Origin of the sequence: Actinoplanes sp. DH11, assembly GCF_020873875.1 — a bacterium.
Classification (GTDB): Bacteria; Actinomycetota; Actinomycetes; order Mycobacteriales; family Micromonosporaceae; genus Actinoplanes.
On record NZ_JAHWGU010000006.1, the window covers coordinates 75,787 to 99,650 of the forward strand.

At 71.4% G+C, this 23,864-nt stretch carries 19 protein-coding genes; 17 read left to right on the forward strand and 2 right to left on the reverse strand.

All coding sequences use genetic code 11. From position 1 onward, the window contains the following. Window positions 1-25 precede the first annotated feature (25 nt). From LPA41_RS10760 to LPA41_RS10805, 10 genes are all read left to right on the forward strand, one after another. Complete coding sequence (locus tag LPA41_RS10760) at window positions 26-925, forward strand: diiron oxygenase (RefSeq protein ID WP_229069956.1); 900 nt, start codon at window positions 26-28, stop codon at window positions 923-925. 70 nt (window positions 926-995) lie between these two features. Then, the gene (locus LPA41_RS10765) at window positions 996-1,349 is read left to right on the forward strand and encodes a hypothetical protein (RefSeq protein ID WP_229069957.1); all 354 of its coding nucleotides are present in this window, start codon (window positions 996-998) and stop codon (window positions 1,347-1,349) included. Window positions 1,350-1,880: 531 nt separating this feature from the next. Continuing rightward, complete coding sequence (locus LPA41_RS10770; RefSeq protein ID WP_229069958.1) at window positions 1,881-2,063, forward strand: hypothetical protein; 183 nt, start codon at window positions 1,881-1,883, stop codon at window positions 2,061-2,063. 225 nt (window positions 2,064-2,288) lie between these two features. Then, entirely contained in the window at window positions 2,289-3,389 is a 1,101-nt protein-coding gene (locus tag LPA41_RS10775; RefSeq protein WP_229069959.1) for a uroporphyrinogen-III synthase, read from the forward strand. 284 nt (window positions 3,390-3,673) lie between these two features. Next, window positions 3,674-4,366, forward strand: a complete 693-nt coding sequence (locus LPA41_RS10780) for a sirohydrochlorin chelatase (RefSeq protein ID WP_229069960.1) — start codon at window positions 3,674-3,676, stop codon at window positions 4,364-4,366. Window positions 4,367-4,435: 69 nt separating this feature from the next. After that, window positions 4,436-6,526 carry a molybdopterin oxidoreductase family protein gene (locus LPA41_RS10785; RefSeq protein WP_374238143.1) on the forward strand — a complete coding sequence of 697 codons (2,091 nt, stop codon included), beginning with the start codon at window positions 4,436-4,438 and terminating at the stop codon, window positions 6,524-6,526. Beyond that, window positions 6,523-8,985: a nitrite reductase large subunit NirB gene (gene nirB / locus LPA41_RS10790; RefSeq protein WP_229069962.1), complete on the forward strand. Its 2,463-nt coding sequence runs from the start codon at window positions 6,523-6,525 to the stop codon at window positions 8,983-8,985. Before LPA41_RS10785 ends, nirB begins: the two co-directional genes overlap by 4 nt. Next, entirely contained in the window at window positions 8,982-9,311 is a 330-nt protein-coding gene (locus LPA41_RS10795; RefSeq protein WP_229069963.1) for a Rieske 2Fe-2S domain-containing protein, read from the forward strand. Before nirB ends, LPA41_RS10795 begins: the two co-directional genes overlap by 4 nt. 1 nt (window position 9,312) lies before the next feature. Beyond that, window positions 9,313-10,647 (forward strand): NarK/NasA family nitrate transporter, encoded by a 1,335-nt coding sequence (locus LPA41_RS10800; RefSeq protein ID WP_229069964.1) that lies wholly within the window; start codon window positions 9,313-9,315, stop codon window positions 10,645-10,647. Between the two features lie 184 nt (window positions 10,648-10,831). Next, window positions 10,832-11,242 carry a hypothetical protein gene (locus LPA41_RS10805; protein ID WP_229069965.1) on the forward strand — a complete coding sequence of 137 codons (411 nt, stop codon included), beginning with the start codon at window positions 10,832-10,834 and terminating at the stop codon, window positions 11,240-11,242. Window positions 11,243-11,876: 634 nt separating this feature from the next. On the opposite strand, the gene LPA41_RS10810 is transcribed toward LPA41_RS10805, so the two are convergent. Next, the gene (locus LPA41_RS10810) at window positions 11,877-12,902 is read right to left on the reverse strand and encodes a nucleoside-diphosphate kinase (RefSeq protein ID WP_255689526.1); all 1,026 of its coding nucleotides are present in this window, start codon (window positions 12,900-12,902) and stop codon (window positions 11,877-11,879) included. Window positions 12,903-12,952: 50 nt separating this feature from the next. Next, entirely contained in the window at window positions 12,953-14,011 is a 1,059-nt protein-coding gene (locus LPA41_RS10815; RefSeq protein ID WP_229069967.1) for a substrate-binding domain-containing protein, read from the reverse strand. Between the two features lie 298 nt (window positions 14,012-14,309). Here LPA41_RS10815 and LPA41_RS10820 point away from each other — a divergent pair, with 298 nt between their 5' ends. The 7 genes from LPA41_RS10820 (at window position 14,310) to LPA41_RS10850 (ending at window position 23,720) form a co-directional block, all read left to right on the forward strand. Continuing rightward, window positions 14,310-15,644: an MFS transporter gene (locus tag LPA41_RS10820; RefSeq protein WP_229069968.1), complete on the forward strand. Its 1,335-nt coding sequence runs from the start codon at window positions 14,310-14,312 to the stop codon at window positions 15,642-15,644. A 56-nt stretch (window positions 15,645-15,700) separates the two neighbouring features. Then, window positions 15,701-19,465 carry a WD40 repeat domain-containing protein gene (locus LPA41_RS10825; protein ID WP_229069969.1) on the forward strand — a complete coding sequence of 1,255 codons (3,765 nt, stop codon included), beginning with the start codon at window positions 15,701-15,703 and terminating at the stop codon, window positions 19,463-19,465. Window positions 19,466-19,484: 19 nt separating this feature from the next. Then, window positions 19,485-19,910: a hypothetical protein gene (locus LPA41_RS10830; RefSeq protein WP_229069970.1), complete on the forward strand. Its 426-nt coding sequence runs from the start codon at window positions 19,485-19,487 to the stop codon at window positions 19,908-19,910. Between the two features lie 52 nt (window positions 19,911-19,962). After that, window positions 19,963-20,634 (forward strand): DUF3159 domain-containing protein, encoded by a 672-nt coding sequence (locus tag LPA41_RS10835; RefSeq protein ID WP_229069971.1) that lies wholly within the window; start codon window positions 19,963-19,965, stop codon window positions 20,632-20,634. 124 nt (window positions 20,635-20,758) lie between these two features. After that, window positions 20,759-21,757 carry an efflux RND transporter periplasmic adaptor subunit gene (locus tag LPA41_RS10840; protein WP_229069972.1) on the forward strand — a complete coding sequence of 333 codons (999 nt, stop codon included), beginning with the start codon at window positions 20,759-20,761 and terminating at the stop codon, window positions 21,755-21,757. Beyond that, window positions 21,754-22,446 (forward strand): ABC transporter ATP-binding protein, encoded by a 693-nt coding sequence (locus LPA41_RS10845; protein ID WP_374238144.1) that lies wholly within the window; start codon window positions 21,754-21,756, stop codon window positions 22,444-22,446. The genes LPA41_RS10840 and LPA41_RS10845 overlap by 4 nt, the downstream gene beginning before the upstream one ends. Then, the gene (locus tag LPA41_RS10850; RefSeq protein ID WP_229069974.1) at window positions 22,443-23,720 is read left to right on the forward strand and encodes an ABC transporter permease; all 1,278 of its coding nucleotides are present in this window, start codon (window positions 22,443-22,445) and stop codon (window positions 23,718-23,720) included. Before LPA41_RS10845 ends, LPA41_RS10850 begins: the two co-directional genes overlap by 4 nt. Window positions 23,721-23,864: the final 144 nt, after the last annotated feature.

Genomic DNA, 23,864 nt, shown 5'->3' on the forward strand with positions numbered 1-23,864 from the left:
AGGACTTCTTGCGTTGGAGGCCTCCATGACCACCGTGACTCCGCCCGACCGTGACCGCACCGCCACCCGGCTGCTCCGTTCGTCAGCGGAGCACTCGTACGACCCCGAAGTGGAGATCGACTGGGAGGCGCCGTTCGCCCCCGGCAAGTTCTTCGTCCCGCCGCACCGGTCCAGCCTCTACGGCACCGCCCTCTGGGACCGGATGACCGAGGAGCAGCGGATCGAACTCACCAAGCACGAGGTCGCGAGCATCGCAGGCCTCGGCGTCTGGTTCGAGACGATCCTCATGCAGCTGCTGATCCGCGACTACTTCAAGCAGGACCCGACCGCTGCCCACGCCCAGTACGCGCTCACCGAGATCGGCGACGAGTGCCGCCACTCGGTGATGTTCGGCCGGATGATCGGCCGCCTGGACACCCCGCTCTACCAGCCCGACGGCGTCAACCAGTGGCTCGGCAGATGGATCGCGCACACCGGCACCGGCCCGCGCATGTTCGCCGCCATCCTGATCGCCGAGGAGATCCTGGACACCCTGCAACGCGAGGCGATGGCCGACGAGACCGTGCAGCCCCTGGTCCGGATGGTCTCCCGCGTCCACGTCGTCGAGGAGGCGCGGCACGTGCGGTACGCCCGGGAGGAACTCGCCCGCCAGATCCGCCTCGCCGGCCGGGGACGACTCGCCTTCGACCGGCTGGTGATCGCCCGCGCGGCCTACCTGACCGGCCGCCGTCTCATCGACCCGCGCGTCTACCGGGCCGTCGGGATCTCGCCCGAGGAGGGGCGGCGGGCGGCCTGGGCCAACCCGTACCACCGGGAGACCATGCGGTGGGCGGGGGAGCGCGTGGTCGCGTACCTCCAGGATCTGGACCTGATCGGCGGCCCCGGCGTGCGCCTGTGGCGGGCCTCGGGACTTCTGGCGGGCTGACTCTCCCGGGTCCGGCGTCCATCGCGTCCCGGGATCACGCTATCTCCCATGGGGGTTGTAGGGTATCCGGATGGACATCGCGTACCAGGACGCCGCCGTGCGCATCGCCGGCAAGCGGCCCGTCACGACCCGGTGGTGGGAACCGCTCGCGTACCACGCCCCGACCGCACTGTTCTGGCTCGCACTGACCGCCCTCTACGCGGTCGTCACCGGCTGGGGTGCGCGGGCCCACGCGCCGGTCGCCGTGGTTCTTGACGGCACGCTGCTGCTGGTCGCGGCGGCGTGCTGCCTGGTCGCGGCTCTCGCCGCCGCGGACCGGCGGAACAGCGTCCGGCGCCGGCGGCGCATCGCGGTCCTGTGTGGCCTGCTGCTGACATCGTCGCTGGCCGGCGGGCTTGCGCTGGGCTGGTGGGCGGGCATGTGAGGCCCCTTCGTGTACGGGCTGAGCGTCCCGCCCATGCGCCGGTCTGAGCGTCCCGCCCATCCACCGGCCTGAGCGCCCCGTCACGCGCCGTGCGCGCATGGCGTGCGGGATGTCGAGGCCGCGGCGTGGTGCTTCCTGCCCCTCGGCTTCTTGCGGTCAGTGGCCCGCTGCGGTGGGTCCGCGTGGCGTTGTTGATCTGCTAGCGCTACGAAATCGCTGTGATCATGGGCCCGAAACCGCGATTTCGCATCGCTAGCAGATCAACTTCTCGACAGGGCCACGGTGGGGGACGCCTCTGCCCTATCGATTGATCGGTCACCCCGGGTCATCGGGATGGTGCTGTCGGTGAGGAGGGTGATGGACGTCGCTCGGGTGCGGGACGGGTTCGGGTCGGTTGCGGGTGGACGGACGCCGGACGGCTGACCCGGAGGTTGCCTTGTGGTCGCGGAATCGGACGGACGGTGGGTTCGCGGACGCCCCGGCGCGTGCGAGATTGGCGCGATCATGACGCATGCCGGGGAGCTGGGATCGATGGACGAGGCGCTGGTTGCCTACAACGCCGGCCTGATGGACGGTGCGGCCGGCTGCCGGGACGCGCAGATCGCCGAGGACCCCGAGTGGGGCGCCGACTACCGGATCGGGCTGCTCGACGGGCGGATCGCGGCGTTCCAGCTGCGCGCCGAGATCCGACGGCTGCTGGCCGGCGAGGGCTGAGCAGGCCGGGCTGGGCGGGGGCGGCTGCGGGGGTTCGTTCCGGGTGGGTGATCAAGTGCTCACAACGGTGGGCGGCTGCCAAGTGACCGGCCGTTATTGTCGCGGAAACATGGCATTGCCGGTTCGGAAATGAGGCCTTAGGAGTCTTGCGGCGGGGCTTGTTCCCGGCGGGCGCGCGGCACGGGTTCGTCGGAGGGCAGCACGGCGGCACAGGATGGGGACCGGATGACCGAGGGTGCGCTGGCCGGATTCACCGTGGCGGTGACCGCGGAGAGACGTCGCAGCGAGATGGCGGCGCTGCTGGAACGACGCGGCGCCCGCGTGGTGAGCGCACCGGCGATCACCATCATCCCGCTTGTCGACGACGACGCGTTGCGGGCGGCCACCGAGGCGTGCATCGGGCTGGAGCCGCACCTCGTGGTCGCCACCACCGGGTTCGGGTTCCGTGGGTGGCTGGAGGCGGCCGAGGGCTGGGGCCTTGGCGAGCCGCTGCGGGCGGCGCTGCGCAACGCGAAGATCATCGCGCGGGGGCCGAAGCCGTGCGGCGCGATCCGTGCGGCCGGGCTCTCCGAGGACTGGGCGGCGAAGACCGAGGCCTCCGAGGAGGTGCTGGAACGGTTGCTCGCCGACGGGGTGTCCGGCCGGCGGATCGTGGTGCAGGAACACGGCGAGCCGCAGGTCGAGTTCGTGAACGCGCTGCGTACCGCCGGGGCCGCCGTCGTCGAGGTGCCGGTCTACCGGTGGGCGATGCCGCCGGATGTGGCCCCGGTGCGCCGCCTTGTCGAACAGGTCGCGGCCGGGCAGATCGACGCGGTCACGTTCACCAGCGCGCCCGCGGTCAAGGCGTTCCTGAAGGTCGCCGAGGACGCCGCGACGGATGTCGGTGCGGCGTTCCACTGCTCCACGCTGGCCGCGTGCGTCGGGCCGGTCACCGCGGCGCCGCTCGTCGAGCGCGGCATCCCGGTGGTCACGCCGGAACGGTTCCGGCTGGGCGCGCTGATCAAGACGGTCACGGACGAGTTGCCCCGGCGGGCGGTACGGTTGCGGGTGGCGGGATCGCTTCTGGAGGTACGCGGTCACGCGGTCCTGATCGACGACAACTTCCACGCGCTCGCGCCGGCTGCGATGGCCATCCTGACCGCGCTGGCCCGCCGGCCCGGTGCTGTCGTGCCGAAGGAAGTGCTGGCCGAGGCGCTGCCCCGGGGCAACGACGGGCACGCGGTGGACGTGGCGGTGGCCCGGCTGCGGGCGGCGCTCGGTTCCGGCAAGCACATCGAGACGGTGATCAAGCGGGGCTACCGCCTGCGCGTCGACGAAGCCGCCTGAACCGGCCCCGACGAAGGCCGTGTGAACCGGCGCCGGCGAAACCGCCCGCCCGCCGGGGAGCAACGCCGCGTGGAGCAACGCTGCGGGGAGCAACGCTGCGGGGAGCAACGCCGCCCGGAGCAACGCCGCGTGGAGCAACGCCGCGCGGAGCAACACAGAACAGAGCCCGAGCAGCGCCGCCGGGTGACAGGAAGCCGCGTGCCTGATGCCTTGCCGGGCCGCTTCTGCCGCAACCAACCACCCGGTGCGTGCGAGTCGTGCCCGGGCAGAGCTGAGGAGAAGCCGTGACCACTCTGATAGCTGTCGCGCACGGAACGCGTTCGCCGGCCGGGCGCTGGCAGATCCAGGAACTGGCGGCGGCTGTGGCGCGCCGGCGTCCCGGTCTCGACGTGCGGCTGTGCTATGTCGACGTTCAGGAGCCGAAGGTCGCGGACGTCGTCCCGACAGTGGCGGACGCTGTCGTGGTGCCGTTGCTGTTGTCGTGCGGCTATCACGTGCGGGTCGACATCGCGGACGCCGTGGAAGGCACGGGTTTCCCGGTGGCGCCGCCGCTCGGGCCGGACGACGTCCTGCTCGACAGCATGATCCGGGATCTGCCGGCGGCCGACGCGGTGGTGCTGGCGGCGGCCGGTTCGTCGGATCCGCTGTGGCGGGCCGACGTGGCGGGGGTCGCGGCGCGGCTGCCGGGGGGTGCCACGGTCGCCTATACGTCGGGGGACGGGCCACGGGTTCCGGAGGTCGTGGCAAGGCTGCGGAGGGACGGTGCCCGGACGGTGGCGGTCGCCGCCTATCTGCTGGCCGACGGCTTGTTCTACCGGTCGTTGCGCGACGCCGGCGCGGACGCCGTGACACCGCCGCTGTGCCACAACCCGGCGGTCACCGATCTGGTCCTGCGCCGATTCGACGCCGCACGGAAAACAGACGCCGCGCGACAGACAGATGCCGGGCGGCTCACATTCGCCGGCAGCCCGTTGTAGGGAATTGCTGACAACAGCGTCACCGTAAGGCGTCTGCGGGGTTAACGGGCGGCCGAGAGGCTACTCCTTGTGACGGCGACCCAGACGCATTGCCCGTACTGCGCCCTGCAGTGCGGCATGACGCTGACACCCGAGATTCCCCGGGTGCGGCTCGAACCGGCCGATTTCCCGGTCAACCGGGGCGGCCTGTGCGCCAAGGGCTTTTCCGCGGCGGATCTGCTGGACCATCCGGACCGGCTGCTGACGCCGCTGGTGCGCAAGGAGCCCGGCAACCGGGACAGCCCGCTGCGGGAGGCCTCCTGGGAGGAGGCGTACTCGCTGATCGTGGCCGCGATCGGTAAGAGCCGGGAGCGGTACGGCAACGACAGCGTCGGCGCCTTCGGCGGCGGGGGACTGACGAACGAGAAAGCGTACGCGCTCGGCAAGTTCGTGCGGGTGGCGCTGCGGTCGTCGGCGATCGACTACAACGGCCGGTTCTGCATGTCGTCGGCGGCGACGGCGGCGAACCGGTCGCTGGGTGTCGACCGGGGTCTGCCGTTCCCGCTGGCCGACGTGGCGAAGGCGCGGACCGTGCTGCTGGTCGGCGCGAACCCGGCGGACGCGATGCCGCCGTCCATGCAGTACCTGGACGAGGGCCGGGCGGCCGGTGCGAAGCACATCGTGGTGGATCCGCGCCGGACCAACACGGCCGCGGGCGCGTACCTGCACCTGCAGCCGTCGCCCGGCACCGACCTGGCCCTGGCGAACGGGTTGCTGCACATCGCCCTCAAGGAGGGCCTCGTCGATTCGGCGTTCGTCGAGGAGCGGACCGAGGGCTTCGCCGGCGTCCGCGCGGCGGTGAACTCCTACTGGCCGGAACGCGTCGAGCGGATCACCGGTGTCCCGGAGGCGCAACTGCGCGAGACCGTACGCCTGCTCGCCACCGAGACGCCCAGCATGATCCTCACCGCCCGCGGCGCCGAGCAGCACAGCAACGGCACCGACACCGCGCAGGCCTGGCTCAACCTGGCGCTCGCGCTCGGGCTGGTCGGCCGGCCGTTCTCCGGGTACGGGACGATCACCGGACAGGGCAACGGGCAGGGCGGCCGTGAGCACGGGCAGAAGGCGGACCAGCTGCCCGGGTACCGGCGGCTCGACGACCCGGCGGCTCGGGCGCACGTCGCCGGGGTGTGGGGGATCGACCCGGACGAGCTGCCGATGCCGGGGCTCAGCGCCTACGAGATGCTCGACCGGCTCGGCACCGACGGCGGTGTCCGGGTCCTGATGGTGCTGGCCAGCAACATCGCCGTCTCCGCGCCGCACAGCAACCACGTCATCGAGCGGCTGCGGTCCCTCGACTTCCTGGTCGTCTCGGACATCTTCGAGTCGGAGACGGCCGCGCTCGCCGACGTCGTCCTGCCGACCGCCCAGTGGGCCGAGGAGGAGGGGACGATGACGAACCTGGAGGGCCGGGTCCTGCGCCGCCGCCGGGCTCTGCCGCCGCCACCGATGGTCAAGCCGGATCTGACGGTCCTGGCCGACCTGGCCGAGCTGCTGGGTCGCGGCCGGTTCTTCACCGACGACCCGCGGGCCGTCTTCGACGAGCTGCGCCGGGCCAGTGCCGGTGGCCTCGCCGACTACAACGGCATCACCTGGGAGCGGATCGACGCCGAGCAGGGCGTCTTCTGGCCCTGCCCGAGCGAGGACCACCCGGGCACCCCGCGGCTGTTCGCCGACGGCTTCCCGCGGCCGGGCGGCCGGGCCAAGTTCATCCGGGTCGAGCACCGCGACGCGGCGGAGCTTCCGGACACCACGTACCCGTACGTGCTGACCACCGGCCGCAACATGCAGCACTACCAGAGCGGCACGCAGACCCGGCGGGTGAAGGCGCTCACCGTGGCGTTGCCCGAGCCCCGCGCCGAGATCCACCCCGACCTGGCCCGCCGCCACGGCATCGCCGACGGCGACCTGGTCGAGCTCCGCAGCCGCCGGGGCGCCGCGACGTTGCGGGCCCGGCTCAGCGACGGCATCCGCCCGGACACGGTGTTCGCGCCGTTCCACTGGCCGGGCGCCAACGCGCTGACCAACCCGGCTCTCGACCCCCATTCCAAGATGCCCGCTTTCAAGGTGTGCGCGGTGTCCATCGCGCCCGCCGCACCCGAAGGGACGCAGATTCGATGAGTCAGCGACTGGTCGTCATCGGCAACGGCATGGCGGGCGCCCGCACGGTCGAGGAGATCCTCGCCCGCAACGGCGACTTCACCGTGACGATGTTCGGCGACGAGCCGTACGGCAACTACAACCGGATCATGCTCTCCAACCTGCTGGCCGGGGTGGAGACCGAGGACGGGATCTTCCTGAACGACCTGGCCTGGTACCAGGAGAACGGGATCACGCTGAACGCCGGCGTGAAGATCCAGCGGATCGACAAGGCGCGCAAGGTCGTCTTCGGGGACGACGGCAGCGAGACCCCGTACGACAAGCTGATCATCGCGACCGGCAGCTACGCCTGGACGCCGCCGATCAAGGGGATCCACCACCCGAAGCGCGGCTACCACCAGGGCGTCTTCGCCTTCCGGACGCTCGACGACACCCGCGCCATGATCCGGTACGCCCGGGACCACGAGCGGGCCGTCGTGATCGGTGGCGGCCTGCTCGGCCTGGAGGCGGCCCGCGGCCTGCAGAACCACCTGAACCACGTGACCCTGCTGCACGCCATGGGTCACCTGATGAACACCCAGCTGGACGCGAAGGCCGGCTCGATGCTCAAGGACAGCATCGAGAACAAACTCGGGATCGACGTCATCGTCGACGCGATGACCAGCGAGATCCTCGGCAAGGACCGGGTCACCGGCGTCAAACTGGGCGACGGCACGGTCATCGAGTGCGACGTCGTGGTGGTCGCCGCCGGCATCCGGCCGAACACCCAGGTCGCCGCGGACAGCGAGCTCCCGGTCGAGCGCGGCATCGTGGTCGACGACCAGATGCGGGTGCGGGGCGAGTCCGACGTCTACGCGGTGGGGGAGTGCGCGCAGCACCGGGGAGAGATGTACGGCCTGGTCGCGCCGCTGTGGGACCAGGCGAAGGTGCTCGCCGACCACATCACCGGCCGGGACCTCGACGCCGCGTACACCGGCTCGAAGATCTCCACCAAGCTCAAGGTCGCCGGCATCGACGTCGCCTCGATGGGCTTGAAGGAGCCCGCGACCGACGAGGACGAGGTGATCGTCTACAGCGAGCCGCGCAAGGGCGTGTACAAGCAGATCATCATCCGGGACGGCGTGCTGGTCGGCGCCACCCTGGTCGGTGACAACCGCAAGGCCGCCGGCCTGATCCAGGCGTTCGACCGGGGCATGGCGCTGCCGGAGGAGCGGGCCGAGCTGCTCTTCGACATCGGCGGGCCGGCCGGCGAGGTGGCGCCCGCGGACATGCCGGACGACGCGCAGGTCTGCAACTGCAACGGCGTCAGCAAGGGCGCCATCTGCGGTGCCGTCAGCGCCGGCTGCAAGACGGTCGGCGGAGTGATGGACAAGACCAGGGCCGGTAAGGGCTGCGGGACCTGCAAGCCGCTGGTGCAGCGGATCGTCGAATGGGCCGCCGGTGGCGAGGTCGAGGAGGACCCGGCCGCGTCCTGGTACGTACCCGGTGTGCCGATGCCGAAGCCGGAGCTGATGGCCGCGATCCGCAAGTACGAGCTGAAGAGCGTCTCGTCGGTCTTCGACAAGCTGGTGCCGGGTGGCGAGCACGACGCCAAGAGCAAGATGGGCCTGGCCTCGCTGCTGAAGATGATGTGGGCGGACGAGTACGTCGACGAGCGCGACGCCCGGTTCATCAACGACCGGGTGCACGGCAACATCCAGCGTGACGGCACGTTCTCGGTGGTGCCGCAGATGAAGGGCGGCGTCACCTCCCCGGCCCAGCTGCGCAAGATCGCGGACGTGGCGGAGAAGTACGACGTGCCGATGGTGAAGCTCACCGGTGGACAGCGGATCGACCTGCTCGGCGTGCCGAAGGAGAAGCTGCCGGCGATCTGGGCGGACCTGGACATGCCGTCCGGGTACGCGTACGCCAAGAGCTTCCGGACCGTGAAGACGTGCGTCGGCTCGGACTTCTGCCGCTTCGGTGTCGGCGACTCCACGGCGCTCGGCATCGCGCTGGAGGAGCGGTACCAGGGTCTCGAGGGCCCCGGCAAGATGAAGCTCGCCGTCACCGGCTGCCCGCGCAACTGCGCCGAGGCGTACTGCAAGGACCTGGGTGTCGTCGCCATCGACGGCGGCAAGTGGGAGATCTACGTCGGCGGCGCGGCCGGCGCCCACATCCGCAAGGGCGACTTGCTCACCACGGTCGGCACGGCCGAAGAAGTGATCCGCCTGACCGGCCGGTTCCTGCAGTACTACCGGGAGAACGCGAACTGGCTGGAACGCACCTACACGTTCGTGCCGCGGATCGGCATCGACCGGATCCGGGAGATCGTCGTCGACGACGCGGACGGCGTCGCCGCCGACCTGGACGCGGCCGTCGAGGAGGCCGTGCAGGCCTACAAGGACCCCTGGAAGGAGCGGGCCGAACCGGCCACGCCCGGCCAGTTCCGTACCTCCCTTCCCCTGACCGTCCTCCCGCAGGTTCCGGTGCGCTCATGACCCTCTCGACCTCTGCCTCCTCTAACACCCGGACCGTCCTCGGCCCGCTCGCCGACATCCCGCCCGGCGAGGGGCGCTCCTACGTCGTCGGCGGCGAGACGATCGCGGTCTTCCACCTGCGGGACGGCTCGCTGCGCGCCGTCTCGGCGGTCTGCCCGCACAAGGGCGGCCCGCTGGCGGACGGCCAGATCGACAACCGGGTCGTCGTCTGCCCGCTGCACCTCAACGCATGGGACCTCGCCACCGGGTGTTCCCAGTCCGGCCAACCACCGATCGACGTCTACCCGGTGCGGGCCGACGGCGATCTGATCGTTCTGGGAGATTGACATGACAGCTGTACTGGAACGCCCGGCAGCCAAGAGTCTCGGCGGCCACTGGATCGACGACTGGCGGCCCGAGGACCGGGACTTCTGGGACAACGGCGGCTCCGCCATCGCCAAGCGCAACCTGATCATCTCGATCTTCTCGGAACACATCGGCTTCTCGGTGTGGACGCTCTGGTCGGTGCTGGTGCTCTTCCTCGGCCCCCAGTACGGCATCGACCCGGCGCAGAAGTTCCTGCTCACCGCCGTGCCGGCTCTGGTCGGGGCGGCACTGCGGATCCCGTACACCTTCGCCGTGGCCCGTTTCGGTGGCCGCAACTGGACCATCATCAGCGCGTCCCTGCTGCTCGTGCCGTCGATCGCGGCCGCCGTCCTGATCGAACCCGGTGTCTCCTTCTCCACCCTGCTGATCCTCGGCGCGCTCGCCGGTGTCGGCGGCGGCAACTTCGCCTCCTCGATGGCGAACATCAACGCGTTCTACCCGGACCGGCTCAAGGGCTGGGCGCTCGGCATCAACGCCGGTGGCGGCAACCTCGGCGTCGCGGTCGCGCAACTGGTCGGCCTCTTCGTGCTGGCGACGTTCGGCGCCGGCTCGCCGGGCATCGTGGCCGGCATCTACATCCCGTTCATCGTGATCGCGGCCGTCGCCTCGGCGCTCTGGATGGACAACCTGAGCCAGGCGCGCAACGAGAAGCGGGGCATGCGCGACGCCGCCAAGGAGTCGCACACCTGGGTGATGTCCCTGCTCTACATCGGTACGTTCGGCTCGTTCATCGGCTTCGGGTTCGCCTTCGGCCAGGTGCTCCAGGTGCAGTTCGCCGAGCAGTTCGACACCCCGATCAAGGCGGCCTACCTGACCTTCCTCGGCCCGCTGCTGGGCTCGCTGATCCGCCCGCTCGGCGGCGCCCTCGCCGACCGGCTCGGCGGCGCCCGGGTCACCTTCGCCAACTTCATCGCGATGGCCGTCGGCGCCTCGATCGTGCTGGTGGCGTCACAGCAGCGGTCGCTGCCGCTCTACCTGCTCGGCTTCATCTCACTGTTCATCCTCAGCGGACTCGGCAACGGGTCCACGTACAAGATGATCCCGGCGATCTTCCGCCAGAAGTACGCCGGCGACGAGCACCAGGCGCGCCGCATCTCCGGCGCCGTCATCGGCATCGCCGGCGCGATCGGCGCGGTCGGCGGCGTCCTGGTCAACCTGGCGTTCCGCCAGTCGTTCCTGACCTACCGCGACGCCGACGCCGCGTACATCGCCTTCATCGCCTTCTACGCCCTCTGCGTGCTGGTCACCTGGGCGGTCTACCTGCGCCCGGCGGCCCGGACCAGGATCGCCGTCTGAGATCTTCGGGCGCTCTGGTACGGGCAATCGCCCACCGTGGCTCCGCAGGAGGGAACCGGCCGCTCCGCAAGCAAGGGCATCGCAGAATCACCCGATCGTGATCGCGGTGTCGGCCGTCCCGGGTCGGACAAGATCATATGCTGCTGCTTGTCCGAAAAAGCCCTTTCTTGTGGAAAGGTGACCCATGAACAAGTTGACGCGCACGCTCGTGATGACGGGCGTGGCGGTCGCCACCGGCGCAACAATGGCCGCTGGCCCCGCAACCGCATCGACCACCTCGACCGCCCGCCCGGCCGCACCGCAACAGGCCGAGTCCGGCAAGTCCACGGCCCAGAAACAGGACCACCGCGGCCGCGACCGGATCATCGACACCTTCCGCAGCCCGCGGACCTGCCACAAGGTGGGCCGGATGGGCGTCTGGCAGGACCGCTGGGAGCGCTACCGGTGCTTCCCGGTGCGCAGCTTCCACCGCGGTGGGTGGGCGCTCAAGGTCTACTACGGCTGGGACGGCGGCCACCACGGCCACCACGGTCACGGCGGCCCCGACTTCCGCGACCACGACCTCCAGCACAACGGCGGCAACTGGAAGAAGTGACCGCAGGCCCCCGACCAGGGAGCCATCACTCGGCTGAGGGCCGCACCCGCTTCGTGGGGGTGCGGCCCTCACCGCGTCCCACCGCAGAGCATGGCCGCGGCCCGGCGGCCCGGCGGCCCGCGGACGGCGGCGGCGGGCTGCGGGCGGCGCCGGGCGGCGGGCTGAGGGCTGCGGACTGCGGCGGACTGCGGCGGACTGCGGCGGGCTGCGGCGGGCTGAGGGCTGCGGACTGCGGCGGGCTGCGGTGGGCTGCGGCGGGTGGCGGCGACGGGCGGCGCGCTGCGGCGGGCGACTGCGGGTTGAGGGCGGCTGCGGGCGGCTGCGGGCTGTGGGCGGCAGCGTGGTGGTGTCCCTGCATGCGGTTGGCTTGGACGCCGGTTGATTGCACGCGGCCGGTGGTTTGGGTGGCCGCGATCGGCTGCGTTGGGCCCGCGTGGCGTTGTTGATCTGCTAGCGATGCGAAATCGCGGTTTTGACCCCATGATCACAGCGATTTCGTAGCGCTAGCAGATCAACATCTCGGCAGGGACGGCACTTTCGGCGCCACGAGGGCCGGAGGGTAGGACGCGGCGATGATGCGCGGCCGGTATGGACCGCGCACCCGTCCACCCGCCTGGCGCCCCGCCGGCCCGGGTCAGCTGTGCGCCGGCACTGTGGGTGCCGGTGCGATGTCGGAAGGTGACCGATGGGCTGGCACCGGCGTGGCCGATTGGGTGGATGACCGGTGGGCCGGCGGCGTGGTGGGCCGGGGTGCGGCGGGGGGTGACCAGTGGGCCGGCGGTGGCGTGGCCGGTAGGGCGGCGTCGGGGAAAGTGGCGCGCCCGCAGGCCTGGATGCCGTGGTGGCGCAGCGCCTTCCAGCAGCGTTTCACGGTGCGGCGCCCGCCTGCGGCGACGGGGTAGGCGCCCACCCGGTCGGTGTGGAGGGCCAGCATCACCGCGTGCCCGGGGTCGATGCCGGGCAGGGCCTGCCAGATCGCGGAGACCGTCGAGTCGAGTGTCCGATTGCGATCACTGCCGAGGATCACTGCTGCTTCCGGCAGGCCGACTTCCAAGGGGTACGGGCTCGGCGGCACCAGATCCTGCTGCAGCAACGGCCAGAGACGGTTCACCAGCGCCGGCACGTCGAAGTGTGCCCGCAGATCGAGGCCGGCGGGGCGGGTCGGCACGCTGAGATCGTGGGACGTACCGCCGAACAGGTGGTCCCGTTGCCGGGTCAGCTCGGTGCGGGACTCGGCGGCGTGCACGACGTTGGCGAACACGCCGATGGCGTACCGCGAGCGCAGTGCCCGTTTCACCCGGCGTGTCCGCTCAAACGCATCCTCGCCGCTGACCAGGACGATCTCCGAGGGCGCGGTGGTGAGGTAGCGGTCCAGGAACGCGCGGGCCAGCGGGTGGCCGTCGTCGGTGTACTCCGCCCAGAGGTGGCGCACGTCGGCCGGGGAGAGCCGGACCTGGCGGCGGTCCTCGACGGTCAGGCCGGCGTCGGCGATCGTACGCTCGGCGGCGCCGATCAGTCCCTGCCGCACGCAGTCGGGTTTGAGCAGCAGAAACGAGAGCTCGCTGGTGATGCCGGTCCTCCTCGGTGATCGCCCGTCCGCGGGCCCGCGTGTCCCCTGTCGGCGAGCCTTGCCGATCTTCTGTCGGCCCGGCCTCGCCATGTGTCGTCGGTCCGGCCCGCAGATGTTCTGTCGGTCCGGCCGCACCGATGTTAAGGAGTCGGCGCCGTACTGCCCCGGACGACCAGCTCCGTGGGCAGGCGGTCGCCGGTGGACCGTACGCCGGTCAGCATCTCGACCGCCAGCGTCCCCTTCTCGCTCAGCGGCTGGCGGACCGTGGTGAGCGGCGGATCGGTGCGCCCGGCCTCCGGCACGTCGTCGAACCCCACCACGGAAAGCTCGCCGGGCACGTCGATCCCCAGGTCCGCGGCAGTCCGCAGCACCCCGCGAGCCAGCTCGTCCGTCATCGCCAGGATCGCCGTCACCCGATGCTCCGGTGCGGCGGCGAGCAGGGCCCGGGTGGCCGGGTCCGCGTGTTCCGGGGTGCCGCCGCCGCACTCCCAGATCGGGACGTGCCCGTCGAGCGCCGACAGGTACCCGTCGAGCCGGGCACGCGCCGTCTGATAGGTGGTGGCGGCCAGGCGCACACTGCTCACCGGCCCCCGATGGTCGCCCTGGGTGAGACGGTCGACCAGGATCGCGATCCGGCGGTGCCCCAGGTCGAGCAGGTGCCGGGCGGCCTGGTGAGCGCCGCCCCGGTCGTCGACACCGAGGTACATCCAGTCGTCACCGAGGGGCGGCACGGGTTCGTCGACCACGATCAGCGGGACGTTGCGACGGCGGCGTGCGGCCTGGAAGCCGGGGTGGTCGAGGGCGACGGAGTACACCACGAAGCCGTCCACCAGGGCGATCCGCGCGGCAGTGGCCGTGTCGTCGGCGCCCGACCGCGGTGCCGGAAGCAGGGTCAGCCCGACCGCCGAATCCTGTCCGGCCCGGGCCACGCCCTGCAGGAAGAGCTGAGCGGCCGGGTCGGTCAGCGCCGTCGCGAGCGTCTCATCGAAGATCACGCCGAGTGCGCCGGCCTGGCCGCGGACGAGGCCGGCGGCCAGCGGGTCCGGCCCCTGGTAGCCCATGGTGGCGGCCGTGTCGAGGATCTGCCGGCGCAACTGTTCGCTGAGCTTGGCGGGCCGGTTGTAGGCGTTGGACACGGTCGTGTGCGAGACACCCATGGCGAGGGCTACGTCGCGCAATGTCACAGGTGTCGTCGTCATGCCTCTAGTTTACCGGTAAACTTCGTCTTGTTTACCGGTAAACCTGGAGCGCGGCAGGTGTTTTGTCCTGCGGACTTCGGGCGGTGCTGTCGCGTTCCCACAGCGGTGCTGCGGATCGGCGGGGCTGCGATGGGCGGGGCTGCGATGGGCGGGGCTGCGATGGGCGGCGCTGCTGATCGGCGGTGACGTGCAGGATCGGCGGCGCTGCTTGATCGGCGGTGACGCACGGGATCGGCGGTGACGCACGGGATCGGCGGTGCTGCTTGATCGGCGGTGACGCACAGGGGAGGGGAGCGGGATGGTCACGGATGGGCTGCGGCGGGCCAGGGTAGCGGTGGGGCTGGCGTTCGCCGCCAACGGAGTGCTCTTCGGGACGTGGACGCCGCGGATTCCGGCAGTGCAGGAGGCGCTCGGGCTCGGCGACGGGGAGCTGGGGCTGGCTCTGCTCGCGCCGGCGCTGGGTTCGGTCGGGTCGATGCTGGTCACCGGGTTCCTGGTGCAGCGGTTCGGGGCCGGGCGGGTGCTGCGGTGTGCGCTGACCGGGTTCGCGGTGACGCTGCCGATGATCGGGTTCGCGTCGTCGCTGCCTTGGCTGTTCCTCACGATGCTCGTCTGGGGTGCCGCGATGGGCGCGCTCGACGTGTCGATGAACTCCGCGGGGCTGGGGGTGCAGCAGGGGTACGGGCGGCCGGTGCTCTCCGGGTTCCATGGCGTCTTCAGCGCGGGCGGCCTGGCCGGGGCGGTGCTGGGTTCGGTCGCGGCGGGCTTCGGGCTGCCGGTGGCGACGCACCTGCTGGCGGCCGGCGGGCTTGGCCTGCTCGTCGCGGTGGTGGTCAGCCGGATCCCGGTGCCCGACCCCGACGGGCCGGCGCGTGCGGCCCCGCCGGAGAGCGGGCCGGTGTCTGCGGGCGGGACCGGTGGGGAGCCGGTGTCTGCGGGTGGGGCGGACGAGGGCGTGGTGCGAGGGCTCGGGCGTCTGATCCGTACGCCTGCGCTTGCCGTTCTCGGTGGTCTGGCCTTCGCCGGGCTGCTCGCCGAAGGGGCCGTGGCCGACTGGAGCGCGGTCTACCTGAGCGGGTCGCTGGGGGCGTCACCCGGGCTGGCCGGCGCCGGATTTGTCGCATTCAGCGTCACGATGACCGTGGGGCGGATGGTCGGCGACCGGGTGGTGGCCGCGGTGGGACCGGTGCGGACCGTACGTCTCGCTGCCACCGTCGCCACCGCCGCCCTGGCTGCGGCACTGCTGATCGACAGTGGCTGGGCCGCGGTCGCCGGGTTCGCCGTTCTCGGCGCCGGTCTGGCCACCCTCGTCCCGGTCGTGTTCACCGCGGCCGCTCAGCGGTCGCATTCGCCCGCGACCGCGGTCGCGGCCGTGTCCACATGCGGCTATCTCGGCTTCATCGCCGGGCCGTCCCTGATCGGCGGGATCGCGTCGGTGATCGGGCTCGGTGGCGCGCTGTGGCTGGTGGTGGCGCTGACCGGGGTCGTGGCGGTGCTCGCGCCGGTCACCGCACCGGCCCGCGGTCCGGAAGCGATCAGTCGGCTCGGCGAAGTGCGCGGGCCCGGCGCGGACGGGGACACGGACGGTTCGCCGGCGGCAACGATTTTCCCGCGTCACGATCCATCCGGGTGAATGCGGCGCCGGATGCCGCGGCCTAGCCTCGCTGGTGAGGAGTGGAGGGCCGGGCCATGGGTTTGCGCAGCACGGTGCGACAGGTCGGCACGCGGGGCCGGTCGGCCGGTCACGGCCCACCCGTCGACGACCTGGCCGACGACCTCGCGCGGATTCTCCGGGAGCAGAGCACCGAGGAGGCGGACGCCCGGTTGCGCGCCGGCGACGTCCTGCCGCTGCGGTGGCAGGAGAGCCGGCGTGGCGTCGGCGACGACCGGGACGCGGTGCTCGACGACGACCGGTCGCTGCGCCTGGACGGCCGGATCCGCAACGACATCGCCGTCGCCACCCAGCAGCTGGCCGCCGCGTTCCGGCTGCTGCCGAAGCACCGGCTGGTGGTGCTCGGCGAGCCCGGCGCGGGCAAGACCGTGCTGGCCCTGCTGCTTCAGGTGGGCCTGCTCGCGGCACGGCAGGCCGACGACGCGGGTGTGCGGGTCCCGGTGCTCATCCCGGTCTCGTCGTGGGACCCGATGGTGCAGGACCTCGACGAGTTCGTCGTGCAGTTCCTCGCCACCACCTACTACGGCGGCCGGGTCGAGGTGCCTCGCCGGCTGCTCGCCGCCGACCGCCTCCTGCCGATCCTGGACGGCCTCGACGAGATCGCCGAGGCGGCCCGTGCCGGGGCGGTCGCGGCGATCAACCGGGCGATCGACCGGGACCGGCCGGTGGTGGTCACCTGCCGCGTCTTCGAGTACGAGGACCTGATCAAGACCGGTTCCCCGATGCTGCGCAGCGCGGCAGTGGTCGAGGTGCTTCCGGTGCGGGCGGAGGACGCCATCGTCTACCTCGAGGCGGTGACCCCGCGGCCGGAGGTCGACTGGGCGCCGATCTTCGCGGAGCTGCGGTCGCCGCGGCCGGACAGTCCGGTGGCCCGGGCGTTCTCCACGCCGCTGATGGTGTCGATCGCCCGGACCGTCTACGACCGGCTCGGCGGGCATCCGGCGGAACTGCTGGGCCTGGGCAGCCGGTACGCCGTCGAGCAGCGACTCACCGACCGGGTGATCGACGCCGCGTACGCGGCGGACGGCGACTGGCAACCGGAGCAGGTGCGGCGGTACATGACGTTCCTCTCCCGTTACCTGCACCGGCACAGGGAACGGGACCTGGTGTGGTGGCGGATGAGCGACCGGCTGCTGTCGCCGTGGGCCGCGATCCTGGTGGGCATCACCGCGGGCCTGCTGCTGGCGGTCGCGACGATCGTCTGGCACGTGGTCACCGAGGGCAGCGGCGAACTGCCCGGCGGCATCGAGGCCGGCGCCTGGATCGGCAGCGTGGTGGCGGTGCTGACCACGCTGGTGTGGTACGCGACGTCCGGCAGCACACCGGGCCGCCTGGTGTCCACGGTGCGCGGGTCGCTGGGCCGGCTTCGGATCGGCTTCCTGACCGGCCTCAAGGTGATCGCCATGCCGGGCATCCCGATCGCCGCCGCCGTGGCCATCGCGATCTTCCTGGTCAACGCCTGGATGACGTTCCTCGTCGAGTGGTACGCGGCCTGGAGCTGGGGTGTCGTCGCGGCCGCCGTGGTGGTCGGCGTGGCCCTGGCCGTGCACCGCTGGCTCCAGGCGCCGCCGGACCGGGCCCAGCTCGTCTCGCCGACCGGTTTCCTGCGGCAGGACCGCAACTCCGCGCTCGTCGGGTCGGCGGTCGCCGGCCTGCTCGTCGGACTGCTCCTGCTGCCCGGCGTGGTGCTCGGCATGGTGTTCGGCAGCTATCTGACGAAGGTGCGCAGCGGCTGGGCTGGCTGGCCGGCGCGGGCCGATCTGGGTGACCTGGTCTCGGCGCGCTGGCGGGACGCCGGTGTCGCCATCTTCGACACCTGGCCGCTGACGGTCGGTGGTGCCATGGTGCTGCCGGGTCTGGTCTTCGCGATGCTCCTGCTGATCAGCCGAGCCTGGACCCGTTTCACCCTGGCCCGGCTGGTGCTGGCGGCCCGCGGCGAACTGCCGTGGCGTCTCACCGCGTTCCTGGTCGACGCCCGGCGGCGCGACCTGCTGCGGCAGGCCGGCGGCGCCTACCAGTTCCGGCACGTGCGGTTGCAGGAACGTCTCGCCGGTCTGGACGCGGCTCCGGCCCGCAGTGCCGGCCCCGGCCGGCGGTTCCGCCGGATCCAGGTCGCCGGCATCGCCGTGGTCCTGGTGGCGCTGGCCGTGCTGCCGCTGGGCCTGGTACCCCGCGACACCGACACGGTGACGATCAACCTGCCCTACGGGCACGACCCGGACTCGGTGACGGTCAGTCCCGGCGGCACCTACCTGGCGACCACGACGTGGGGGGTCGGCGTACGGCTGTGGCGGCTGCCGTCCGGGGAGAGCGCCGGCCCGCTGCTCGCGGACGCCGGCAAGCCGTTGTTCGGCAATTCCGATCGGCTCGTGGTGACGAGGGAGAACAGCCGCAGCGAACTGGCCACCACGGTCTGGCGGGCCGACACCGGACGTCGGCTGGCCACGGTGGCGGAGGACTCGGTCCTGGTGCTTCTGGCCGGCGGCAACACTTTCGGGGTGATCGACCGGGGCTCCTCGGATCTGAGGCTGTTCGACGCCGAGGGGCGTCAGCTCGCTGCCGCCCGTAGCTGGTACATGGGTAATTCGATCTCCGACCTGGGCACCACTTTCCTCGACTGGCAGAGCGCGGACTTCGTGGACACCGGCGCCGACCTGCAGAAATCCGAGATCCGGGATCTGGCAAGTGGGAAAGTGATCTTCCGAAGCAATGGCGCCAGCGACATCCTCACCCTGCCGGGTGGCCGCCGGACGCTGGTGGTGACCGGCAAAAGAGGCGCCCAGTTGTACGATGTGGCCCAGCCGGCGGCCGCGCCACGCATCCTCAGTGACGACATGCTCGTCGGGTCTCCGGTCATCACCCCGAGCGGCGATCGGATCGCGGCGGTGACGGATACCGCAACTTCCGAAATGGAAGGGCGGTACCAATTTCGCGTCTGGGACGGCGAAGGCCGCGAGGTTGCCACACATCCGCTTCCGGCCGTCAGTTCGCAGGTCGCCCTGACATTCGACCTCAGCAGTCGGATGGTGGTGATCACCCTGAATGATCCGGAGCAGGCAAAACTCGACCTGCGGGTGCACCGCGTGACGGACGGCGACCTCGTCGGAGCCTTCACGGACGTGACCGATCACCGAGTGGTCGAGGCCGGGAAGAAGCCGGTTCTGCTCGTCGGGCACTCCCCGCAGACAGTCGACTTCGTGGATGTGGCGAACGGGCGGGTCATCCGGACGGTGGAGATGCCCGGCGGCCTGCCGGACTTCGACGAGGAGGAGGCGTTCAAGGGCCCGATGCTGCAGGTGCCCGAGGAACCCGCGCCGGGCGAGGACCGTACGCTGTGGAACGTCACCTCGGGAACCCAGCTCGGGACCTTCCGCGACGAGATCCTGCCCAGCCCGGCCGGTGACACGTTCGTGGTGCGCGGCGGTGACCTGACCGTGCGCCGCACCTCCGACGGCTCTCTGGTCCGCACGCTGCCGCTCCGGACCCCGCAGACGCTGGCCTTCTCCGATGTGGAGGAGGGTGAGGATCCGGGAAAGGTGGCACTCTACGACTCCGCCGGCCGCTATCTGGCGACCCGTAACGGGATGGACGAGGCCGTCGAGGTCTGGAATGCCCGTACCGGATGCTTGATCAGCGCGTTGACCGGGCACAGTGACCGGGTGACGGACATGGAGTTCGCGGACGCCCCGGACGGCCGGACCCATCTGGTGACGGGCGCCCTGGACGGCACCGTCCGGATCTGGCGGATCGACCCGGGCCGGGAACGGTGCGGCGGGGCATGAGGACGGGACGGGAGAAGCGATGAACGTGTCGGACGGTGTGTTCGTGGCCGTGACCGTGCTGATGATCGCGGTGGGTGTCGCGGTTGTCGTGTTCGTGTTCAACCGGCGTGCCGGCAAGGCCGATCCGCGGCTGACGCCGGAGGTCGCCGGCCGGGTCGCGCGGGCCATCCGGCAGCAGGAGGAGCTGCCCGAGCCGGAACGGGGACTGGCCGTCGGGGAGGCGGCGCGGGCCCGCCGGGTGCTGCCGGCGGCGATGACCGGTGCGGCGCTGGCCCTGGTGCTGAACGGGGTCGCGGCGGCGCTGCGCCTGGCCGACGGCGGCCGGTTCTGGACGGCCGCGCTCCAGCTCGCCTGTTGCGCCCTGTTCGCGGTGGCGTTGGTCCAGCTGGTCGCGGCGTACCGGCGGGCGAGGGCCTACCTGGTCGCGTACGGGCCGGTGGGCTGAGGGACACCCGGTTCAGTTAGGCTCACCTAACTGAATCAGGGGCAGGGTGAAGATGGCGGAGCCGGAATCGCTGACGGAGTTGCTCAACGGCCGTCGTGCCGCGGTCGACGCGTCGTTGCCGCCGATCGGGTTCGTGGCCGGTTACCTGATCGGCGACTCCTCGATCTGGGCCGGTGTCGGTGCGGCGGTGGTGTTCGCCCTCGCCCTCTCGGTGTGGCGGATGTGGCGCGGTGACAAGCCCCGCGCGGTCGTGATCGGCCTGCTCGGCGTCTGCGTGGCCGGCCTGATCGCGCTCTGGACCGGCAAGGCGGAGAACTTCTTCCTGCTCCAGTTGCTCAGCAACGCGGCGAGCGCCCTGCTCTGGGTCCTGAGCATCGTGGTCCGGTGGCCGCTGCTCGGTCTGATCGTCGGTGGCGTGCTCAAGCAGCGGACCCGGTGGCGGCGCGATCCCGACCTTGTGCGGGCGTACTCGCGGGGCAGCTGGGTCTGGGTCTGCCAGTACGTGATCCGGGTTGCCGTGTTCGTGCCGCTCTACGAGGCCGGCCGGGTCACCGAGCTGGGCATCGCCCGGGTGGCGCTGAGCTGGCCGCTGGTGGCGGCGTGCCTGGCGGTCAGCTGGTGGGTCATCCGCCGCAACCTGCCGGCGGGCCATCCCGGGTTGCGGCACCCGCAGGACGGGACAGCGGGGGTACGGGCGGACGCCCCGGCCACCGGCGCCGCCTGATTCTCCGCGTCTCGATCACGCTCTCGCGTGAGGTTGCGACGGCCCTGTACCGTCTGCTCCGCGCCACAGCGTATTCGAGATCATCTTTGGCCGGTGGGTTGCCGGCTCGGAGAGAAGAGGCACCGTGAGACGACCCGGACTGGCCCGCGCGGGGGCGGTGACAGCGGCCGGCGTGATGCTGATCAGCGGCTGCACGTCGGAGGCCGAACCGGCCCAGACACCAGGGCTCGAGCAACGCGGCACCGTGCTGACCACGGTGAAGCCCGAGCGCCAGGACCTGACGAACCAGATCAGCCTGGCCGGCAAGGTGGCGGTCAACCCGGTCTTCGGCGTCGTCGCGCCGACGGACGGCGAGATCCGTTACGTGCAGCGCACCCCCGCCACCAAGCCGGCCACCCGGGCCTTGTGGGTGGCGACGATCTGGAAGCAGGGCCACCCACACGAGGTGACCATCCCGAAGGGCTCGATCATGGCCGGCCGGTTGATGGACGACCGGTCGGCGGTCACCGAGGGCATGCCGATCATTTCGGCCCGGCACGCCGGTTACGGCATCGTCGCGGACATCGACAGCAACCAGGCCTACCGCATCTCGGGCGCGGCGAAGAGCGTCACCGGCCAGATCAAGAACGGTCCGGGCCCGTTCAAGTGCAAGGCCAAGGGTACGATCGCCGCCCTCCCCGCCGGCACGATCCCGGAGCCGCCGGCGCCGAGCGTGACACCGACGACCGGCGCCTCCGGTGCCCCGGTCGCGCCCGTCCAGCCGGTCGAGCCGACCACCGGTCCCGAGGCGCCGGCGGGTTCCGACGCGACCGGCCTGCAACTGGTCTGCACGCCGCCCGCCGACGTCAAGCTCATCAACGGCGCCGAGGTGACCCTCGACGTGGTCACCGGCAAGGCCAAGGACGTGCTGGTCCTGCCGGTCGAGGCGGTCGCCGGCACCCAGGGCAAGGGCAAGGTCGACCTCGTCGACGAGAACCGCAACCGGACGACCGTCGACGTGACCCTCGGGCTCACCGACGGCAAGGTCATCGAGATCAAGAAGGGCCTGACCGGCGACGAGACGGTCGCCGTCCCGGGGCCGAACCTGCCCACCGCCGAGGCCCAGCCGGGGCAGCCCGGATGAACCAGCCGATGATCGACTTGGCCGGCATCTCGAAGGTCCTCAAGGGCCAGCAGGAACCACGCACCATCCTCGACGGCGTCGACCTGACCGTGCACGCCGGCGAGAGCGTCGCGATCGTCGGCCGTTCCGGATCCGGCAAGAGCACCCTGCTCAGCATCCTCGGGCTGTTCGACCGACCGGACTCCGGCAGCTACCGGCTGGCCGGCGACGACATCAGCCGGCTGCCCGAACGCAAGGCCGCCAAGTTGCGCAGCTCGCACTTCGGGTTCGTCTTCCAGCGGTTCTTCCTGCTCAAACACCTGACCGCGGCGCAGAACGTGGCGATGGCGCTGGTCAACGGGCAGGGCTGGCTGCCGCGGCGGCAGCGGCGCGCCCAGGTGATGGAGGCGCTCGACCGGGTCGGCATCGCGCACCTGGCGAAGAACCGGCCGACCCGGATGTCCGGTGGCGAGCAGCAGCGGGTGGCGATCGCCCGCGCGCTGGTCCGCGAACCGCGGGTGCTGCTGGCCGACGAGCCGACCGGCGCCCTGGACACCGAGACCGGCGCCGCCGTGATCGACGCCCTGTCGGCGGCCACCCACCGGGGCTGCGCTCTGATCCTGGTCACCCACGACCGTGACCACGCGGCCCGGATGGGCCGCACGATGAGCCTGGTCGGCGGGGTACTCACCGAGCAGGTGCGGGTATGAGACGGCTCTCCGGCCGGTTCCGGTCCGCCCTGATCATCGGATTGCAGGGCATCCGGGCCCGCAAGCTGCGCACCCTGCTCTCGATGATCAGCCTGTTCCTCGGCGTGCTCGCGGTGGTCACCGTGCAGGCCGGTGCCAGCATCGCCGAACGCGCGCTGATGTCCGACCTGGAGCTGCGGTCCGCGTACGACGGCACTTTGATGATCGACGTGATGCCGCACGCGAAGTCGCCGGGCATCGTCGCCGACACGGTGGCCGGCCGCCCCGACGCGGTCTCCCTGATCTTCACCCAGGCGATCATCGGGGAGCCGGGGGTCAGCCCGATCAACCCGGGCGCCGCCCCCTTCGACCAGGGCGGCTGGGGCAGCACCGAGGTCTGCGACCCCAGTGGCAACTGCGTGCCCGGCCCGCCGACCGGGGAGGCCATCGAGGTGGCGCTGACCGCGGTCTCCGGTGATCTGCTCACGTTCCGGCCGCTGCGGCACGTCTCCGGCGACTGGCTGGACGCGAGCACGGTCCCGTCCCTGTCACCCCGCCTGGTGATCAACAAGGAGGCGGCGAAAGGCTTCGAGAGCCACCACGTCCCGGCCGAGATGCGGATCAACGGCGCCAAGCAGAACGTCACACCGCAGATCGTCGGTGTGGTCGACGACGGTGACATCCAGCCGCGCGCCTACGTCCGGCACGACGAGCTGACCAACTGGATGCCGGCCACCGCCCTGAACGACCCGAACTTCGGCATGCCGATCCAGGTGCTCACCTATCCGGGCGGCCCGGTCGAGCAGGTCCTCACGGCCAAGCTGCGGGGTGCGGGCGTCGAGTCGTACCCGAATCTGATCGAGTCCCGCAAACAGATGGAGGATCAGCTCAAGCTGATGCGGCTGATCTTCCTGTCGATGGCCGGCCTGGTCCTGCTGATCGGCGTGGCCGGCATCCTCAACGTCGGTCTCGCCACGGTCGGCGAACGGGTCGAGGAGTTCGCCCTGCGCCGGGCCGTCGGCACCCCGCGCTCGCTGCTCGCCGGCATCGTGCTCGCCGAGACGATGCTGACCGGGCTTTTCACCGCGGCCGCCGCGATCGGCGTCGGGGTGGCCGGGCTCAAGGCGGTGTCGATGCTGCTCGGCGACTCCGAGCCGCTGCTGGCGAACGTGCAGTTCCCGTGGGACGCCGGGGTGGCCGGCATCCTCGCCGGCATCGTGGCGGGCGTGCTCGGCGGGTTCATCCCGGCGCTGCGCGCGGCCGGGATCCCGATCGCCACCGTGATGCGTGCCTGAGGTCGGCCGCTCGCCTTGCTGCGACGGTGGGTGCCCGGTGCGAAACCGGGCGCCCGCCGTTTCCGATCCGTCGTCATGAGACCGCGCGGACATGGGTAAGTGACATTTCTGTCGCCGCGGGCGCTGACCATTTAAGATCGACGC

What these genes read in the sequence shown, in the direction of transcription:
- LPA41_RS10850 (WP_229069974.1), top strand. Translation starts at nt 22,443, where the DNA reads ATGAGACGGCTCTCCGGCCGGTTCCGGTCCGCCCTGATCATCGGATTG.
- LPA41_RS10810 (WP_255689526.1), bottom strand. Translation starts at nt 12,902, where the DNA reads ATGGCGAGGCCGGGCCGACAGAAGATCGGCAAGGCTCGCCGACAGGGG.
- LPA41_RS10800 (WP_229069964.1), top strand. Translation starts at nt 9,313, where the DNA reads ATGACAGCTGTACTGGAACGCCCGGCAGCCAAGAGTCTCGGCGGCCAC.
- LPA41_RS10815 (WP_229069967.1), bottom strand. Translation starts at nt 14,011, where the DNA reads ATGACGACGACACCTGTGACATTGCGCGACGTAGCCCTCGCCATGGGT.
- LPA41_RS10835 (WP_229069971.1), top strand. Translation starts at nt 19,963, where the DNA reads ATGGCGGAGCCGGAATCGCTGACGGAGTTGCTCAACGGCCGTCGTGCC.
- LPA41_RS10765 (WP_229069957.1), top strand. Translation starts at nt 996, where the DNA reads ATGGACATCGCGTACCAGGACGCCGCCGTGCGCATCGCCGGCAAGCGG.
- LPA41_RS10760 (WP_229069956.1), top strand. Translation starts at nt 26, where the DNA reads ATGACCACCGTGACTCCGCCCGACCGTGACCGCACCGCCACCCGGCTG.
- LPA41_RS10770 (WP_229069958.1), top strand. Translation starts at nt 1,881, where the DNA reads ATGGACGAGGCGCTGGTTGCCTACAACGCCGGCCTGATGGACGGTGCG.
- LPA41_RS10830 (WP_229069970.1), top strand. Translation starts at nt 19,485, where the DNA reads ATGAACGTGTCGGACGGTGTGTTCGTGGCCGTGACCGTGCTGATGATC.
- LPA41_RS10795 (WP_229069963.1), top strand. Translation starts at nt 8,982, where the DNA reads ATGACCCTCTCGACCTCTGCCTCCTCTAACACCCGGACCGTCCTCGGC.
- LPA41_RS10820 (WP_229069968.1), top strand. Translation starts at nt 14,310, where the DNA reads ATGGTCACGGATGGGCTGCGGCGGGCCAGGGTAGCGGTGGGGCTGGCG.
- LPA41_RS10775 (WP_229069959.1), top strand. Translation starts at nt 2,289, where the DNA reads ATGACCGAGGGTGCGCTGGCCGGATTCACCGTGGCGGTGACCGCGGAG.
- LPA41_RS10845 (WP_374238144.1), top strand. Translation starts at nt 21,754, where the DNA reads ATGAACCAGCCGATGATCGACTTGGCCGGCATCTCGAAGGTCCTCAAG.
- nirB (WP_229069962.1), top strand. Translation starts at nt 6,523, where the DNA reads ATGAGTCAGCGACTGGTCGTCATCGGCAACGGCATGGCGGGCGCCCGC.
- LPA41_RS10825 (WP_229069969.1), top strand. Translation starts at nt 15,701, where the DNA reads ATGGGTTTGCGCAGCACGGTGCGACAGGTCGGCACGCGGGGCCGGTCG.
- LPA41_RS10805 (WP_229069965.1), top strand. Translation starts at nt 10,832, where the DNA reads ATGAACAAGTTGACGCGCACGCTCGTGATGACGGGCGTGGCGGTCGCC.